Origin of the sequence: Rothia sp. HMSC073B08, assembly GCF_001812975.1 — a bacterium.
Classification (GTDB): domain Bacteria; phylum Actinomycetota; class Actinomycetes; order Actinomycetales; family Micrococcaceae; genus Rothia; species Rothia mucilaginosa.
In genome coordinates, this window is record NZ_KV811062.1 from 55508 (window position 1) to 72084 (window position 16577).

The window sequence follows — 16577 nt, forward strand, 5'->3', positions numbered from 1 at the left end:
CCTTGACCCGGTTCCTGTACGGACATTCCTATACAGGGATTCTGTACGAACCGGCGCGAGGGGGCTTTGCCGTACCCGGCGGGAATAACCGCTGGGAAATAACGCTGGGAATAGCCGGGAATAAACACGGCAGCCGGGGCGTTAGGTGAGCATACAGGCGGCAATGTGCCGCATCCGAGTATGAGAGGAATAGATAACATGCGTATTGATATTTGGTCCGATATTGTGTGCCCCTTCTGCTACGTGGGCAAGCGTAACCTGGAGCAGGCGCTCGCCGAGTTTGAGCACCGTGACGAGGTTGAGGTGGTGTGGCATAGTTTTGAGCTGGACCCGTCGGCTACGGAACATCCTGCCGGTTCGCTGCCTGAGCTGATTGCCGGTAAGTATCAGATGTCGTTGGATCAGGCGATTGCGAGCCAGGAGTCGTTGGCGGAGCGTGCCCGTGAGGTGGGTTTGGATTTCAATTGGCGTCAGGCACGGTACGGTAACACGTTTGATGCGCACCGTGTGATTCATTATGCGGCGGAGCAGGGTTTGGCGTCGGCGGCGCAGGAGGCGTTTAAGCTGGCGTATTTTACGCAGGGCCGTTCGGTGCAGGATCACGAGTCGATTCTGGATATTGCTTCTGAGATTGGCCTGGATACTGCCGAGGTTGAGGCGGTGTTGAAGAGCGACCGTTACGCGGCGGATGTGCGTGCTGATGAGCAGTTGGCACGCCAGCTGGGCATTAATGGTGTGCCGTTCTTCTTGATTGAGTCGAAGTGGGCGGTTAGTGGTGCGCAGCCTGCGAAGATGCTGGTGCAGGCGCTGCGTCAGGTGTGGGAGGAGACTCACCGTGTTGAGTTCCTGAACCCACTGGCGGGCGCGGCTGGTGACGCGGCAGGTAACAATGCTGCGGAGGCGGGTCCGTCCTGCGATATGAACGGCAACTGCTCCTAGTAGCCGCTGAGAAGTGCGCGGCGGGGGTGCTACTCCCCTAGCCCCCCGGCTCATACAGCCCGTAGATAGGTCGAAGCCCCCTTGTCCTGGTTCTTGGTTGAACCGGGGCAAGGGGGCTTTGCTGTGCCCGCACATTGTATCTTTCCTTGTTGGACTCTTTGTGGGCGGCTCGATATTGTCTGCGGGTGAGGCGGCTTTCCTTTACACTGGAGTGTGTGTTCTACGGTGAACACGCTTGTCCACTCACTTCTAAAGGAATATTGTGTTGAAAATTCACGCCGCGACCGCTGGTGTTCTTGCGGGTGCTCTGCTTCTGACTGGTTGCTCTTCGTCTGTTCGTGCTCCGAAGTCTACGCCGTCTGCGTCATCGTCGACCTCTGCTTCGGCTAGCCCCTCCGTTTCGGCTTCCCCTACTGCTTCTTCGACGCCGAGTGCGTCTGCGTCTCCTTCGGAGTCTCCTACCCCGACGGAAACCCCGTCGCCTGTTCCGACGACTGAGGCTCCCGTACAGGCTCCGGTGACTGAGGCTCCTTCTGTGGCGGCGCCGGCGGCTCCGGTTTCTGAGGCGCCCGCGCAGCAGGCTCCGGTAGCTACGGAGGCGCCCGTCCAGCAGGCACCGGCTCCAGCGGCTGAGGCTCCTGCTCAGCAGGCGCCCGCGCAGGCTCCGGCGGCTGAAGCTCCCGCTCAGCAGGCGCCCGCTCAGCCGGTGCAGCAGGCTCCGGCGCAGTCAAGCGTCTATTACGAAACATGCGCTGATGCTCGTGCGGCTGGTGCAGCGCCCCTGCACCGTGGCGAGCCGGGTTACCGCCCTGGTCTAGATAAAGACGGTGACGGCGTGGCGTGCGAGCCGAAGAAGAAGCGCTAGGCTTCCGTCTGCCCTTATAGCGAAGCCCCCTCGCACTATTTCTAGTACGAGGGGGCTTCGTCATATCAGCCTCGTTCTGTTAGAGCAGTCGGTGAGGTTAGCGCGGCTGGTAGGCGCGGGCACGCTCAGCACGAGCACGGCGCGCCTCCGCATCCTGCAGGACCGGCACCAGCATACGCACCACCTGGCCCATGCCACGCAGCACCAAGTTCAGCCACAAACCCACAGACCACACCGCCGCCACACGCGGATGCCCCGTGCGCATCCACCGCACACCCAGAAAAGACAGCGAGTAATACAGCAGAAGCAGCAGCGACTCACGGAAGCGGTGCACCTGCCGAAGGAGAGGGTTCTGAGGAAGCTTCATCATGCCTCCCAGTATACCCACCGGAACCCCCGCCAGGGTTCCCCCGCACTACCCGTAATAGTCGCGAATCGTCACCGTCTTCAACCCGCGCCGATCCAACAACGCCCGAATACGGTCCAGCTCAGACACCACACCCCGATAATTCAAATGCCCAATCACAATATGCTGAGCCAACGCATACTTCTCCGCAAAGGCGTACACCTCAGCCGAAGAAATATTAGACGAATCCGCCAACGACCCGTACCACAGAACCGGGCGCGTAAAACCACACGACGCCGCAGCCGCCAACACGCGCGCATCATAATACCCGTACGGCGGGCGGAAATACGGCGTCGAAGACACCCCAAAAAGCCGCCTAATCTCCTCATCATTACGGGTCAACTCTTGAACAATCTGCTCATCCGTCAGGCTCGTCAACGCCGCATGACTATACGTATGGTTCGCAATCTGCAACTGGCCGCTCTTCACCAGCGGCAACAACAGGTCACGATGCTGCCTAAACGCCGGGTACTGACCGTTGATAAAGAAGGTGAGGCGCGTGCCGGTACGGCGAGAAAACTCCGCGTAGGCGCGTACCACCTCCGGGTCGGCGCCGTCATCGACCGTCCACGCAATATACTTGCCCTCACCGGGCAGGCCAGTCTGCGGGCCAGTCCAGGCACGAGCTTCGGGAACCGGGTTCGACGAGGTCGCAGTCGCAGAAGCCGTCTGAGATGCCGCGGCGGTCGGGGATGGGGTACCCGTTGCGGAAGGGGCAGCCGCCGAGCTTGCCGAAGGGGTCGAAGAGGGGCTCGCCGAGGCGCTACCCGACGCACTACCGGACGGGCTGCTCGATGGGGTGTTCGACGGGGTACAACCGGTGAGGCCAAGACCCAGCACGCCGAAGCCCACCGCACCCAGACCAAAGGTACCAACGTGTTGTAAGAGTTCCCGTCGCCCCATGGAGGCGCGGGCAGAAGCACCCGATATCATGTGGTCAGTAACGGGGTTGACGATAGCGGATTGACGAGTAGTGATAGGTGTTTCTGAGTGTGGAACAGTGTTCATATTACGAGTGTATGATGAGATCGCCGTCAGCTATCGAAAAATTCAAAATATTACTTAATGATTAACAACGGCGCTATTAAAGAACCTTTATACACGTTCAGTCCACTCACTCACCGAAGACCACGCTCAGTACACTAAGCTACCCGCACGCCAGATAATCAAGGTACAGCTCTAGGTACAGATTCAAGTACAGCTCCAGCTACAGCGCAAGGTGCAGCTCTAGGTAAGCACAGCAAGGCCCCTCCCCCTGAACACGTTCATAACGCGCCTAGGAAAGGGGCCTCAATATATAAAGTTCACGCAATCGTACTGCCAAGTACGCAGATACGATCAAGTACGCGGAGTGAAACCTACTCGGACTCCGAAGCTTCCGGCTGCTCCGCCTTAGCGGAATCCAGCGCATTCAGCGCCTCCAGAGCCGCAGCCTCAGCCGCTTCTTCGGCGTCCGCCTCAGCCACACGCTCAGCATCCGACTCAGCAGAAGTCACCGCTGCCGGGTTCGTCAGAACCTTCACACCCATGCTGCGCAGCGCATCCGTGTTCGTGATCGTCTCGTCGTTATCAATCAGGTACACCTTGTACCCGTCATTCCGCAGGCGACGCATCAGCTCCAGGAGCATGCTCTGAGCAACCTCATCCACCGCGTACACGCGAGTCACATCCAGGGCAACCTTGGAACCCTCCATCGGGGATTCCACAATCTCACGAATCACGCGCTCCACACCCGCAAAACGGATACGGCCCTGCAACTGGATCAGGCGCATAGACTCATCGCCCGAACCGATTTGGTAGTTCGCGCGCAACGCCGAACGAGCCACGGTCGGCACGTTCATCACGTGCATGCCCATGTCATCCGAGAACTGCTCGAACAGCTCCACGCCGCGCACACTGTTACCGTGACCGTCCAGACGCGGCGAGAACGTCGCCACACCCAGCTGACCGGGCACCGCACCAATAATGCCGCCGCCCACGCCGCTCTTCGCCGGCACACCCACCTGGGTCGCCCAGTCACCCGCAGAGTTATACATGCCGCACGTGAACATGACGCTCAGTACCTGACGCACCACAGTCTTAGGAACCACCTGCTCACCCGTCACCGGATGTACACCATAGTTCGCCAAAGTCGCCGCCATCAACGCCAAATCCTTGACCGTCACCATCAGCGAGCACTGGCGGGTATAACCCTGCACCGCCACGGTCGGGTCACCGGTCAGGATGCCGTGGCCGCGCAGCATGTGCGCAATCGCGTAGTTGCGGTGCGCGTGCTCCAGCTCAGACTCGTACACGCGCTCATTCACCGACAGGCGACGGCCCGCAAACGCAGACAGACCAGAAATGACGCGCTCCATGCGCTCACCCTGAGTCGCACCGGGAGGACCCACCAGCGAATGGGTGGTAATCGCACCCGCGTTAATCATCGGGTTCAGCGGCTTACCGGAGCCGTCCTCCAGGGACAGCTCGTTGAACGGCTCACCGGAAGGCTCCACGCCCACTTTCGCGAGCACGTCATCATAGCCGCGGTCCGCGAGCGCCAGGGCGTACACGAACGGCTTAGAAATCGACTGGATCGTGAACTCCACATCGGAGTCACCGGCGGCGTACTGCTCACCATCAACCATGGCGATAGACGCGGCAAGCTTGTCCGGGTCCACGGCGGCAAGTTCCGGAATGTAGTTTGCCAACTCACCGGAGGTATCAGAAGCGACCGACTCGAGGGTCTCGGTCAGGTAAGTGGCAATAGGTGAATGCATAGTGTTCCGTATCTGCTGCTAATCGTGGTTGTTCTCGTCAAAAATTCCAGGATGCGCCCGCCCGCTGCTCCGTTTCAGCTATTCCGTTTCAGCTGGGCTGAGGCGCTCATCGTTACAGGCTACCGCGGCTACCAAACTAAAGAGCCAGCCAGCGGACCTGTCAAAGTGTGTGGGTGAGGAGCACCTTTTGCTCCCTAAAGAGTGTATCTTTTGCGTGTTGAAGCCACCAAATATAACGGTCACTACTCCCCCGCTATTTCAGGCTCTGGTACCTGTTCTGGTTTGCCGTTTTCTGCCGTAATTTACCGCGGCGGGCAGAACCGCCGACGAAGCCCGGGCAAAACCTACGGGCACAACTTACGCGAGCCAGCCTACGGGCACAACTTACGGGTGGCGAATCGAAGCCGGCTCGCGACCACCCAACTCGGCAGTCTCCAGCTGGAACGTCGAATGCTCCACCGACACCTCAAAATGGGTCGCCACGCAGGAACGAATACGATCCAGAATCGCCACCGCAGAGCCGTCATGGAAGCACGAATCGGCAACCACCACGTGCGCGGTCACCACCGGCAGGCCGGTCGCCACCATCGAGGCGTGCACGTCGTGAACCTCCACCACGCCGTCAACGCGGAGCATATGCTCACGCATCGCGTCCAGGTCCAGGCCGTCCGGGGTGAACTCCATGAGCACCGCAGTCGTCTGCCTCATCAGACGCATCGCACGCGGCACAATCAGCGCCGCAATGAACAGACCCGCAAGGGCGTCCGCCTGGTAGAAGCCGGTCAGCCAAATCACGATAGCCGCCACAATCACGCCCAACGAACCCAGGGCGTCGTTGAGCACCTCCAGGAATGCGGCACGCATATTGAAGTTCGCGTTCCTCGCCGTAGCCAGCACCGCAATGCCAATAACGTTCACGACCAGACCGACCACACCAAAGACCAGTAGCTCGGTGCCGGGCACCTCCGGCGGAGCAAACAGGCGATGCACGCCCTCTACCGCCGTGTAGATACCCACCGCGAGCAGCAGCACCGACTGCCCGAGGGCGGCAAGCACCTCAATACGGCGAAAACCCCACGTATGGCGCGAGGTCGCCGGGCGCGTCATCAACGAAGCCGCAGTGAGCGCAACCAGCAGACCGGAGGCATCCGTAACAGCGTGCGCCGTATCAGTCAGCAGCGCGAGACTTCCCGTGACCAGCGAACCAATCGCCTGCGCCAACACAATAACGACCGCCAGACTGAACGCAATCAGCAGACGCGGACGCATCGAGGCGGCTTCCTCCGGGCTCGGGGCATGCGAATGGTCGTGCCCATGGTGATGCCCGTGATGCCCGCTGTGGCCGTGATGTGCGTGCGCTCCCATGCGCTTCTCCTCAACTATGAACTGCGTTGTTGACTATCGAGAGTTATCAGTGGATAGCAAAATCGCCCGATTTACAAGAACCGGGCGACAAGCTCCTCAACCGAGGAAAACGTGGAGATAAGGGGACTCGAACCCCTGACCCCCTGCATGCCATGCAGGTGCGCTACCAGCTGCGCCATATCCCCATATTCTGTTAGTGACCTCAACGAGGCAACATGAATATATTACACACACCACGGACAGCGATGCAAACCAGCGCCCCCAAAACTCCAAAAAAGTTCCCGTGCGACCGGGCTGGCAGAAGGGGCAACCGGGCAGACAGAAACACCCTCGACACGCAGACCAAACACGCAGGTCGAACACGCCAGCCAAACACGCCGAAAGGGGCGGCCCCCGCGGCACCATACAGCGCCAGCAGAGCCCACCCCTCATCAGCTAAAAATCAAGCAGAAGCTTACGCCTCGTCCTGAGCGGGAATGATGCGTGCAGCATCTTCCTCAGTCTCACCCTCAATGTCGAAGGGAGCCTCGTTCTCAACGCCCAGCTCAATACGCGGAGCCTCAGCCCACAGACGATCCAGAGCGTAGAACTCGCGGTCCTCCTCATGCTGAACGTGCACGACAATATCGCCGAAGTCCAGCAGAATCCAACGGCCCGAGGAACGACCCTCACGGCGGACCGGCTTCAGGTCAGCCTGCTCACGCAGAGCGTCCTCAACCTCATCCGCAACAGCGTTCACGAGGCGCTCATTGTGGGCAGAAACCACCAGGAAGCCATCAATCAGACCCATCGCGTCGGATGCATCCACAGCGAACAGGTTCGTTCCCTGCTTCTCCTCCGCAGCGCGGGCGGCAATGCGCAGAGCCTCAATCGAGGACTGTGCAGCAGTCATATTTTCCTTCCTTGCCGGCAGAACACCCGCCGGCAGCACCCGCAACAGGGGTGCATTGTTCACGGCCTACTTAGGGCCAAAAATCATAATCAGACCAACAACGACCAGGGCGAGCAGCAGAACAATCCACAGCCACGCCAGGGAGGCCTTCTGCGCAGGCTGCAGAACCTCTTCAGTCTTCTCAACAGCGCCCTTAGAAGCGGACTCCTTGGAAGCCTCAGCGGAAGGTACCGGAGCAGACTTGGACTTAGCAACCTTAGAATCAGCAACCTTGGACTCTGCATCCTTCGCGGCTTCCTCTGACTCCTCAGCTTCCTCGGTGACCTCTTCAACCAGGGCAGCGGACTCCTCGGGATCCTGACGATCCACCATGCGCTGCAGCAGCTCCTCAACCTCATCCGGGCTCAGAGCAACAGTCGGGTCGCCGTCCACCGAGTCCACGGTGTCACCAGCGGAGGCGCTATCCAGCACGCTCAGGTCAAGACCCTGCGCGTTCACTGCGCTCACGCGGGTGGGCAGTTCGTCAGCAGACTCTTCAACCTCAGCAACCTCAACGGTCTCTTCCTCAACGGAAGCGACCTCAGTCTGCTCAGCCTCAACGTCAGAGCTGTCCAGCTCCTCAACCTTCGGCTCATCGCGCACCAAGTACTGGTGCAACTCGGGCTCCGGCTCCTCCTCCTTGACCACGGCAATCACCGGAATCGAAGAAGTCATCGGGTTATCCACCGCGGAGGGGCTGGTCGCATCCACACGGTTCTGCGCAATCTCCTCAGGGCGCAGAACACGCAGGCTACTGGTCAGAGGAGCAGGCTCGTGCAGCTTCTCCTCATCGTTCGCCTCAGTCTCAATCTTGCCCTGAGCCGCCAGCGCCGCAAAACGACGCTGAACAGCCAGAACCTGCGGGTCAATAGCACCCGCATGAATCACGGAGCCCATGTTCGCAACAGGCTTCGCGGGCTCACCGCGGCGGGCTGCACGCAGGTACTCGGCAACTTCCTCACGGTAGCGGGCAAGACGACGCGGACCCATCACCTTAGTAGGCGGCGGCACCTCAATGCCGTCCTCGGTCACGTACGTCTCGTAGAGGTACGCTTCGTCCTCGCTATAGGGCTTCGAACCCGTAGCTTCACTCATGTGTTCCCTCATTATTCGTCGATTGGGGTGCCTGCCCAGACTCATCCTTCACGCGGGGCAAGCCGTCACGGTACGCCGTCAAAGCGTCCTTCTTGTACAGGCCGTACTTAGCAATGTACTGCACCACACCATCCGGCACCAGGTACCAGATGGGGGCATCTTCAGCTGCGCGGCGACGAATATCGGTCGAAGAAATCGCCATCGCAGGAATCTTCAGAGTCGTAATATGACGACCCTCAGCCAGCGGCGGATCCAGCTCATGATCGGGGCGGGTCACGCCCACAAAAGTCGCCAAATCCCACAGCTTATGGGCATTGCGCCAGGTCATAATCTGGCTAATCGCGTCCGCGCCGGTAATGAAGAACAGGTCAGCATCCGGGCGCAGGGCGCTCAGCTCGTTAAGCGTATCAAAGGTGTACGTGGCGCCGCCACGGTCAATATCAATACGGCTCACCGTAAAACGCGGGTTCGACGCAGTCGCAATCACCGTCATCAGGTAACGATGCTCAGCGTCACTCACGTGCCGCTCCCCCACCTTCTGCCAGGGCTGACCGGTCGGAACAAACACGACCTCATCCAGGTCGAACACGGCGGCAACCTCACTAGCTGCCACCAGGTGTCCGTGGTGAATCGGGTCGAAGGTTCCACCCATCACGCCCAGACGCACCCGACCGGGAGTGCGCGGGGGAATCGACTCGGTGCTCGGAGCACCAAAATCAAGGTGAACAGGCTGGTCAGTCACAAATGCCGTCCTTGCTGGGGACAGAGACCGCACCACGGCAACTTGGGAGCCGCCACAGGCGCGGATGCGGGCAGGTACACAGAAGGTACGCAACACCGAAAACGGTGCCCGCGTACATTCCCCTCTATGCTACCTTCTTACGGTCAAAAACACCGAAATGACGGGGGTGAGCTAAGCCGCCAGTGGAATACCCAGCCAGCACGCCCGACCGCAGGCTCACCCGCGTGTTCCAACACGCACATCCGGCGCGAGCGGCAACCACAGAACCTACAAGAAAGCACCGCACACAAGAAAGCGCCGCGCACCGGAGCCAAACCCCGGTACGCGGCACCATTCACTGTCTAGGAAACAGCTGTCTAGGCAACAGCTACGCTTCAGCTACTAGTCGTCGACGTTCGGCATGTCGATATTCTCGTCGACCTTGCCTTCCTTCAACTTCTTGCGGTACTCAACCGACTCGGTCCACACGCCTGCAACACGCTCGGACTCCAGCTCGGCACGAGCCTCTGCCTTCGCGTCCATACGCTCCTTGTACTCCACACGCTTCTGCGCACGAGTCGGGCGAATGATCTCTTCCAGACGAGCGTCCGTACCACGCGGGGAGGACAGCAACTCAGCGCCACCGACCATGGTCGGCTCCCAATCGAAGATCACCGAGTTGTCGTTCTCACCAATCACCACGGCGTCACCGGCACGAGCACCAGCCTTGAACAGCTCATCCTCAACACCCAGGCGCGCCAGGCGGTCCGCCAGGTAGCCGACAGCCTCATCATTATTGAAGTCAGTCTGCTGAATCCAACGCTCAGGCTTCTCACCAATCACGCGGAACAGCGGCTCAAGGTTACGCTCCTCGCGGCGAATAGTGAACTCCTGCTTCTTCTTACCGCGGAAGCCCTTCGGGCGAACCACAGGAGCCTCAACAACCACGCGCTCCGCTTCCTTCTCAGCAGCGGCACGAGCCACGCGGTCCTCCTCCACGAGCTTTGCCATCGCAAAGATCAGGGACTTCAGACCCTCATGGGAAGCAGTCGAAATCTCGAAGACCTTAAAGCCCATCTCCTCAAACTCGGGGCGAACAAACTCCGCCAGCTCACGAGCCTCAGGAACGTCAATCTTATTGAGCACCACAATCTGCGGACGCTCATGCAGCGGCACGGTCACACCCGCAGTCGGGTCAACCTCGTAGTTCTGCAGCTCGCCGCGGATCACCTCAAAGTCACTAATCGGGTCACGGCCCGGCTCCAGGGTCGCACAGTCAATCACGTGCACCAGAGCCGAAGAACGCTCCACATGGCGCAGGAAGCGGTGACCCAGACCGCGACCCTCCGAAGCGCCCTCAATCAGACCCGGAACATCCGCAACGGTGTAGCGAACATCGCCCGCCTGCACCACACCCAGGTTCGGGATCAAAGTGGTGAACGGGTAATCAGCAATCTTCGGACGCGCCGCAGAAATCGCAGCAATCAACGAAGACTTACCAGCCGACGGGTAACCCACCAGAGCCACATCCGCAATGGACTTCAGCTCCAGAACAATATCAGCCTCTTCACCAGGGGTGCCCAACAGAGCAAAACCGGGAGCCTTACGCTTAGCCGAAGCCAACGCAGCATTACCCAGACCGCCCATACCGCCACGGGCAGCAACATACTCGTCGCCCACACGCAGCAGGTCAGCCAAAACATTACCCTCGCGGTCCTTCACCACAGTACCCTGCGGCACGGTCAGAATCAGGTCCTCACCGTTGAAGCCGTGGTGCATATCGCCACGACCAATATCGCCATTCGGGGCGTGCTGATGCGGGCTGTGGTGGTACTCCAACAGGGTCGTGGTCTGGTTATCCACGCGCAGAATCACCGCGCCACCATTACCACCGTTACCGCCGTTAGGGCCGCCCAGGGGCTTAAACTTTTCACGTCGCACGGAGACGCAGCCGTTACCTCCGCGACCGCCAGATACATGCAAGACCACGCGGTCCACGAATTCTGCCACGGGTTCTCCTTATCTTGGAAAATCTTCACTTCGCCACCGCACGGCACACACCAATCATGCTGCGGATGCGGTAGCAGGCGCGACCGGGTTGGGGTGCGCCTCATCGTGGAGCCCAGCACGGGCGTCCACGGCATTCGAGGTCATAGCGAGAGGGGGTAGACTAACGCCTACCCCCTCTGCCCTAGCGGTGAGTATTACTCAGCTGCTGCCAGGATGTTAACGACCTTGCGGCCCTTGCGGGTACCGAATTCGACGGTGCCTGCTGCCAGAGCGAACAGGGTGTCGTCGCCACCGCGGCCAACGTTCAGGCCGGGGTGGAAGTGGGTGCCGCGCTGGCGAACGAGAATCTCGCCTGCGTTGACGGACTGGCCGCCGTAGCGCTTAACACCGAGGTACTGGGGGTTCGAGTCACGGCCGTTACGGGTGGAGCTTGCGCCCTTCTTGTGTGCCATTCTGTATTCCTACCTTAGGGTTGAATTCCGGTCGTTTCGATTACGCGTTGATAGCGGTAATCTTGACGGTGGTCAGCTCGGCGCGGAAGCCCTGACGCTTCTTGTAACCGGTCTTGTTCTTGTACTTCTGAATAACAATCTTCGGACCGCGCAGGTCCTCAACCTTCTCAGCAACAACCTTGGCGGAAGCCAGGGACTTTGCGTCAGCGGTGACCTTGTCACCGTCGACGAGCAGCAGCACGGGCAGCTCGATGGTGCTGCCGGGCTCACCTGCAACACGGTCAAGGGTAACGAGGTCGCCTACGGAAACCTTCTCCTGGCGGCCGCCAGCGCGTACAATCGCGTATGCCACTATGGGACTCACTTTTCTCGACAACTTGCTTCTTGGATCTCACACGAATGAGCAGCCTGCGCTTTCATTGCTGTGCGCCCTCCCCCGCCAATCAAATGACCGCGATCAAGGAGGAACGGCCCGTGCGTTCCGACGGGATTGCCCGCCGAAGCCAACACGCGAGGCTCACCGGTGGTGTCTCTCTCCCGCACGTTCCAAACTCAGCCGAATACTCGACCGCGCCGAAGACGATGCGGGTGGGAGCGGTGTCTCCCGCTGGCCCTGCGTCGATAGGGCTTCACTGAGATAAACACCAGTCCTTAAGGATACGGCATGATCTACGCGCCGCGCAATAGATAAATTTTCGGAACACCCGAAGTCGGCACGTGATACTACTCAACCCCGGCAGATACACCGCAGATAAACCGGGCATAAAAACCCCGGCGGGGTGGATTACTCCACCCCGCCGGGGCGCAACATACACACCATCGGATTTCCGATGATCGGAAGCTAAAGACTAATCGTCCTTACCTTCACGCTTAATGTCGGCAGCAGCAACACCAATGCCGAACAAGACAGGGGCCGAAGCGTCATCAGACACCGGAGTCACATCCGCAACAGAAGCGGAAGCAACCACGGAACCCTCAGCACGCTCGGAAGCGTCCACGGTCACGACCTGAGCACCGGCACCGGCGCTCGAAGCCGCACGGCGAGTGCGACGCTTACGCGGGGTCGAACCGGGCACCTGAGCCGCAGGCTTCTGAGCCTCCTCAACCGGAGCCTCAACCGCTGCGGGAGCTGCGCCCACCACACCGGTCACCGCCGGAGCACCAATCACCCCGGTCACAACCGTGCGAGACTCAGACTTCTCAACCTTATCAGCCTTTGCGGGTGCCTGCTCGGATGCCACGCTCTGCTCAGCTGCCTTCTCGGCGCGCTTCTCATCAGCGGCACGACGAGCACGGCGGCGGGAGGCACGCGGAGTCTCGCGAACATCCTCAATGCGCAGGTCCTCACGCTCAACACGCTTGGACTCCTGAGCCTTCTGCACACCCGAGGTTGCCTCAGCGTTCTGCTGCTCACGGTCCTGGCGCTTGGACGAACGACGCTCCTCCGAACGATCCTCACGGCCCGAACGGAACGACTCACCCTCAGCGCGGGCAAGACGGCCAGCCTTCTGAGAAGCACGAGCCTTCGCCTCACCGGCGCGAATCGCCTCAAAACGATCCGAAGAGCGGCTAAAGCGCGGGTCGAGCTCCGGGTCAACGTGGTGCTCGTCCTCCAGCGCACCCGCGCCGGAATCCTCAACAGCGGCAATATCCGCATCGGTCAGCTCGCGGCGCTTACGGTTACGAGAAGACTTCTTCTCACCACGCTTGGACGAACGACGCTCCTCCGAACGTTCCTGATCAGAACGGCCCTCAGCGGAGTCCTGCGAGGAACCCTCAGCGGACTCCTCCTCCACGCGGTCGAACGCGCTCGCCAGCTGCTCCAGGGAGAAACCGCCCTGCTCACCAATCCAGTTGCCCTCGGTGACCTCAGCGACCTTGTCCTCACGCTGAGCAACCTCCGCGTGAGCCTGCTCGCTGGCGGCCTCGGCAATACCCTGAATCTCCTGCTCAAGCGAAAGCTCAGCGGTCTCCGCGCGGCGCGAACGCTTGCGGCGCTTACGCTTCTTGCGGGTCGAAGCAGTCTCCTCCGAAACGTCCTCGCTCTGAGCGGATGCGGCAGCCACCGCAGCCATAGCGTTACGGCGCTCAGCCTTCTTCGACTCCAGAGCATCCTGCTTCTGCTGGTCACGAGAATCCTCGCGGGCAGCGGCACGGCTACGCTTACGGTCATTACGCTCATGGCGGTGGATGTAATCCGACGCGCCACCGCTACGACCGCTCAGCGGCTGATCGTGAACCACCAGGCCACGACCGGCACAATGCTCACAGGGCTCCGAGAAGACCTCAAGCAGACCGGTACCCAGGCGCTTACGGGTCATCTGAACCAGACCCAGCGAAGTCACCTCAGCCACCTGATGCTTGGTACGGTCACGGCCCAGGCACTCAATCAGGCGACGCAGAACCAGGTCACGGTTCGACTCAAGCACCATGTCAATGAAGTCAATGACGATAATGCCGCCGATATCGCGCAGACGCAGCTGACGGACAATCTCCTCAGCAGCTTCCAGGTTGTTCTTGGTGACAGTCTCTTCAAGGTTGCCGCCGCTACCGGTGAACTTACCGGTGTTCACATCCACCACGGTCATGGCTTCGGTACGGTCAATCACCAGCGAACCACCCGAAGGCAGGTACACCTTACGGTCCAGTGCCTTCGCCAGCTGCTCGTTGATGCGGTAGTGGTCGAAGAGGTCGTCATCGCCGTCCCACTGCTGCAGGCGGGAGACCAAGTCCGGCGCCACGTACGTCACGTACGCCTCGATGGAATCCCACGCGTTCTCGCCCTGAACGATCATCGCGGTGAAGTCCTCGTTGAAGACGTCACGCACGGTCTTAATCATCAGGTCGGGCTCCTGGTAGAGCATCTCCGGAGCCAGCACCTTGCGGGAGTTAGCCTTCTCCTGGATCTCTTCCCACTGCGCACGCAGACGGTTAATGTCGTGGGTCAGCTCCTCCTCAGAAGCGCCCTCCGCCGCGGTACGAACAATCACGCCAGCACCCTCGGGCAGCTTGTCCTTCAGAATCTTCTTCAGGCGCGCACGCTCGGTGTCGGGCAGCTTGCGGGAAATACCGGTCATCGAACCACCCGGCACGTACACCAGGAAGCGGCCGGGCAGGGAAACCTGGCTGGTCAGGCGGGCACCCTTGTGACCAATCGGGTCCTTGGTGACCTGCACCAGAACCGAATCGCCGGGCTTCAGGGCGTTCTCAATCTTGCGGGGTGCGCCGTCCAGACCGGTGACATCCCAGTTGACCTCGCCCGCGTACAGCACAGCGTTGCGGCCGCGTCCAATGTCAACGAACGCAGCTTCCATGGACGGCAGAACGTTCTGAACCTTACCCAGGTACACGTTGCCAATCAGGGAATCCTGCTGGGTCTTGGACACGAAGTGTTCGGCCAGCACGCCGTCCTCAAGCACACCAATCTGGATGCGGCCGTCCTTCTGACGAACCAGCATCTGACGGTCCACAGACTCGCGGCGAGCCAGGAACTCAGCCTCAGTCACGATGTGGCGGCGGCGGCCCAGGGAGCGGGACTCGCGGCGGCGCACACGCTTCGCCTCCAGGCGGGTAGAACCGCGCACACCGGTCACAGTGTTGGATGCGTGAGAGTCAGCCAGGCGCGGCGCACGCACCTTGGTGACGGTCTCAACCTCATCATCGACGCCGCCCTCAATCTCAATATCTTCGGTACCGCGGCGACGGCGACGGCGACGGTGGCTCGTCACCTCAGCCTCAGCGGCAGCCTCCTCACGGCGGCGCTCCATGCGCTCCTTACGCTTCTGCTCCTCGGCAGCGGCGCGGCGTGCTTCACGCTCCAGCTTGGCGGCAACAGCGAGCTCGCTCAGCTCCTCCGGCTCGGGTGCCATGAACAGCGGCATCGCACCCATGGGGGTACGCGAGCGCAGTTCCTGCAGCTTTTCGCGCTGCAGGTCGCTAATGGTCTTTACCGGCTCGGGAGCTACTTCAGGCTCCTCAGCTGCGGACTCCTCAGCAGACTCTTCTGCTGCGGGTGCCTCGGGTGCAGCTTCTTCGGTTGCGGATTCTTCAGCAACCGTAGCAGCCTCGGCGGGCTGCTCTTCAGCGGCAGCCTCGGTCTTCTCAGCTTCCTCAGCCTTTGCGGGGGTTACGACCTCAACCTTGGCGGTCTCTTCCTTCACCTCAACGGCAGACTCGGCAGCGGGCTCAGCCGCCTTCTTCTCAGCAACCGGCTCAGCAGACTCGGCGGCGGGGGCAACAATTTCCTCCACCTTTGCGGTCTTCTCGACGGTCTCGACCTTAGCGGTCTTCTCCTCAACAGCAGGCTCAGCCGCCTTCTTCTCAGCAGCCTCAAACAGGCTATCCAGAGTAGAAGCAACCTCGGTCTCAGACGCAGCGGGAGCGGCAACCTTCGGTGCCGGCGCGTGCTTAGCCTTAGCGTTACGCAGGTTGGTCAGGCCAGCAGCAATCGCCTCATCCAGGGGAACCTCAGGAGCCTTCTCCTTCTTCGGGCGACCCGGACGGCGGCGCTCAGTACCCTGCTGGGCGTCAGAGCTCTCACGAACATTCTTACGCAGAGTTTCACGGGTCTCTGCAGAGGCGTTCTTCTCCTCCGCGAGGGCGTTCAGCGCCTCAAAAACCCCAAGTTCGACGTTCTTCTCGTCAGACATTAATCTTCTTTCGTTACACCCTGCTCCGCACCGCAAGGATTTTAACAGCGCGCATACAGCGCAAAGCCTAGTTGCTGTCACCGCGGCTCAAACCTCACCCTACGGCGCGCGTTCATCGGCGCTACCGGGCACTATCTCGTTCAGTGCTTCTGCCGTAGGGGGCGAGCGGGCGGAACGCAGAGCGCGCCGCGACGGTCACAGCCACCTCGCTCTCGAGCACGGCACGCTCACACCCTTCCTGGGTGCCCTGCCGGTCTTCGGGTTTCTTCGCCGAGGCGGGCGGCCCGCGCGGTGCGACAGTTATGCTCCGCGGCTTATAGCCGGCGCTCTTCGGGTACTCTCCCTCGATGCGTTGGTGGGGATCTTTATGCGCGTGCGGGGCGCA

At 60.7% G+C, this 16577-nt stretch carries 13 protein-coding genes and 1 tRNA gene; 2 read left to right on the forward strand and 12 right to left on the reverse strand.

Annotated elements, in window-relative coordinates; all coding sequences use genetic code 11:
* Positions 1 to 198 precede the first annotated feature (198 nt).
* Both HMPREF2884_RS04075 and HMPREF2884_RS04080 read left to right on the forward strand, forming a co-directional pair.
* Entirely contained in the window at positions 199 to 939 is a 741-nt protein-coding gene (locus tag HMPREF2884_RS04075) for a DsbA family oxidoreductase (RefSeq protein ID WP_070615843.1), read from the forward strand.
* Positions 940 to 1201: 262 nt separating this feature from the next.
* Positions 1202 to 1804 carry an excalibur calcium-binding domain-containing protein gene (locus tag HMPREF2884_RS04080; RefSeq protein ID WP_083309674.1) on the forward strand — a complete coding sequence of 201 codons (603 nt, stop codon included), beginning with the start codon at positions 1202 to 1204 and terminating at the stop codon, positions 1802 to 1804.
* A gap of 97 nt (positions 1805 to 1901) precedes the next feature.
* Here HMPREF2884_RS04080 and HMPREF2884_RS04085 read toward each other — a convergent pair whose 3' ends face one another.
* The 12 genes from HMPREF2884_RS04085 to HMPREF2884_RS04140 all read right to left on the reverse strand — a co-directional run bounded on the left by HMPREF2884_RS04085 (position 1902) and on the right by HMPREF2884_RS04140 (position 16192).
* A complete protein-coding gene (locus tag HMPREF2884_RS04085; protein WP_239661600.1) occupies positions 1902 to 2174 on the reverse strand; it encodes a hypothetical protein in 273 nt (90 codons plus the stop codon).
* A 45-nt stretch (positions 2175 to 2219) separates the two neighbouring features.
* The gene (locus tag HMPREF2884_RS04090) at positions 2220 to 3143 is read right to left on the reverse strand and encodes a polysaccharide deacetylase family protein (protein ID WP_246827921.1); all 924 of its coding nucleotides are present in this window, start codon (positions 3141 to 3143) and stop codon (positions 2220 to 2222) included.
* Positions 3144 to 3568: 425 nt separating this feature from the next.
* Positions 3569 to 4969 carry a glutaminase gene (locus tag HMPREF2884_RS04095; protein WP_070615847.1) on the reverse strand — a complete coding sequence of 467 codons (1401 nt, stop codon included), beginning with the start codon at positions 4967 to 4969 and terminating at the stop codon, positions 3569 to 3571.
* A 384-nt stretch (positions 4970 to 5353) separates the two neighbouring features.
* Positions 5354 to 6334 carry a cation diffusion facilitator family transporter gene (locus HMPREF2884_RS04100; protein ID WP_070615849.1) on the reverse strand — a complete coding sequence of 327 codons (981 nt, stop codon included), beginning with the start codon at positions 6332 to 6334 and terminating at the stop codon, positions 5354 to 5356.
* A gap of 112 nt (positions 6335 to 6446) precedes the next feature.
* Positions 6447 to 6519, reverse strand: a tRNA-Ala gene (locus HMPREF2884_RS04105).
* Between the two features lie 269 nt (positions 6520 to 6788).
* Entirely contained in the window at positions 6789 to 7226 is a 438-nt protein-coding gene (gene rsfS / locus HMPREF2884_RS04110) for a ribosome silencing factor (RefSeq protein ID WP_005505774.1), read from the reverse strand.
* Between the two features lie 66 nt (positions 7227 to 7292).
* Positions 7293 to 8360: a hypothetical protein gene (locus tag HMPREF2884_RS04115; RefSeq protein ID WP_049354512.1), complete on the reverse strand. Its 1068-nt coding sequence runs from the start codon at positions 8358 to 8360 to the stop codon at positions 7293 to 7295.
* The gene (gene nadD / locus HMPREF2884_RS04120; protein WP_049354513.1) at positions 8353 to 9102 is read right to left on the reverse strand and encodes a nicotinate-nucleotide adenylyltransferase; all 750 of its coding nucleotides are present in this window, start codon (positions 9100 to 9102) and stop codon (positions 8353 to 8355) included. The genes HMPREF2884_RS04115 and nadD overlap by 8 nt, the downstream gene beginning before the upstream one ends.
* Positions 9103 to 9483: 381 nt before the next feature.
* A complete protein-coding gene (obgE, locus tag HMPREF2884_RS04125; RefSeq protein WP_070615851.1) occupies positions 9484 to 11091 on the reverse strand; it encodes a GTPase ObgE in 1608 nt (535 codons plus the stop codon).
* A 194-nt stretch (positions 11092 to 11285) separates the two neighbouring features.
* The gene (gene rpmA, locus HMPREF2884_RS04130) at positions 11286 to 11543 is read right to left on the reverse strand and encodes a 50S ribosomal protein L27 (protein WP_005505766.1); all 258 of its coding nucleotides are present in this window, start codon (positions 11541 to 11543) and stop codon (positions 11286 to 11288) included.
* Positions 11544 to 11583: 40 nt separating this feature from the next.
* Complete coding sequence (rplU, locus tag HMPREF2884_RS04135) at positions 11584 to 11895, reverse strand: 50S ribosomal protein L21 (protein WP_005505764.1); 312 nt, start codon at positions 11893 to 11895, stop codon at positions 11584 to 11586.
* A 496-nt stretch (positions 11896 to 12391) separates the two neighbouring features.
* Complete coding sequence (locus tag HMPREF2884_RS04140; protein ID WP_070615853.1) at positions 12392 to 16192, reverse strand: Rne/Rng family ribonuclease; 3801 nt, start codon at positions 16190 to 16192, stop codon at positions 12392 to 12394.
* Between the last annotated feature and the right edge of the window lie 385 nt (positions 16193 to 16577).

Bases quoted from the DNA above. Each gene is read 5' to 3' on its own strand.
- HMPREF2884_RS04075 (WP_070615843.1), top strand. From the start codon at position 199: ATGCGTATTGATATTTGGTCCGATATTGTGTGCCCCTTCTGCTACGTG.
- HMPREF2884_RS04085 (WP_239661600.1), bottom strand. From the start codon at position 2,174: ATGATGAAGCTTCCTCAGAACCCTCTCCTTCGGCAGGTGCACCGCTTC.
- HMPREF2884_RS04090 (WP_246827921.1), bottom strand. From the start codon at position 3,143: ATGATATCGGGTGCTTCTGCCCGCGCCTCCATGGGGCGACGGGAACTC.
- HMPREF2884_RS04095 (WP_070615847.1), bottom strand. From the start codon at position 4,969: ATGCATTCACCTATTGCCACTTACCTGACCGAGACCCTCGAGTCGGTC.
- HMPREF2884_RS04100 (WP_070615849.1), bottom strand. From the start codon at position 6,334: ATGGGAGCGCACGCACATCACGGCCACAGCGGGCATCACGGGCATCAC.
- rsfS (WP_005505774.1), bottom strand. From the start codon at position 7,226: ATGACTGCTGCACAGTCCTCGATTGAGGCTCTGCGCATTGCCGCCCGC.
- HMPREF2884_RS04115 (WP_049354512.1), bottom strand. From the start codon at position 8,360: ATGAGTGAAGCTACGGGTTCGAAGCCCTATAGCGAGGACGAAGCGTAC.
- rpmA (WP_005505766.1), bottom strand. From the start codon at position 11,543: ATGGCACACAAGAAGGGCGCAAGCTCCACCCGTAACGGCCGTGACTCG.
- HMPREF2884_RS04140 (WP_070615853.1), bottom strand. From the start codon at position 16,192: ATGTCTGACGAGAAGAACGTCGAACTTGGGGTTTTTGAGGCGCTGAAC.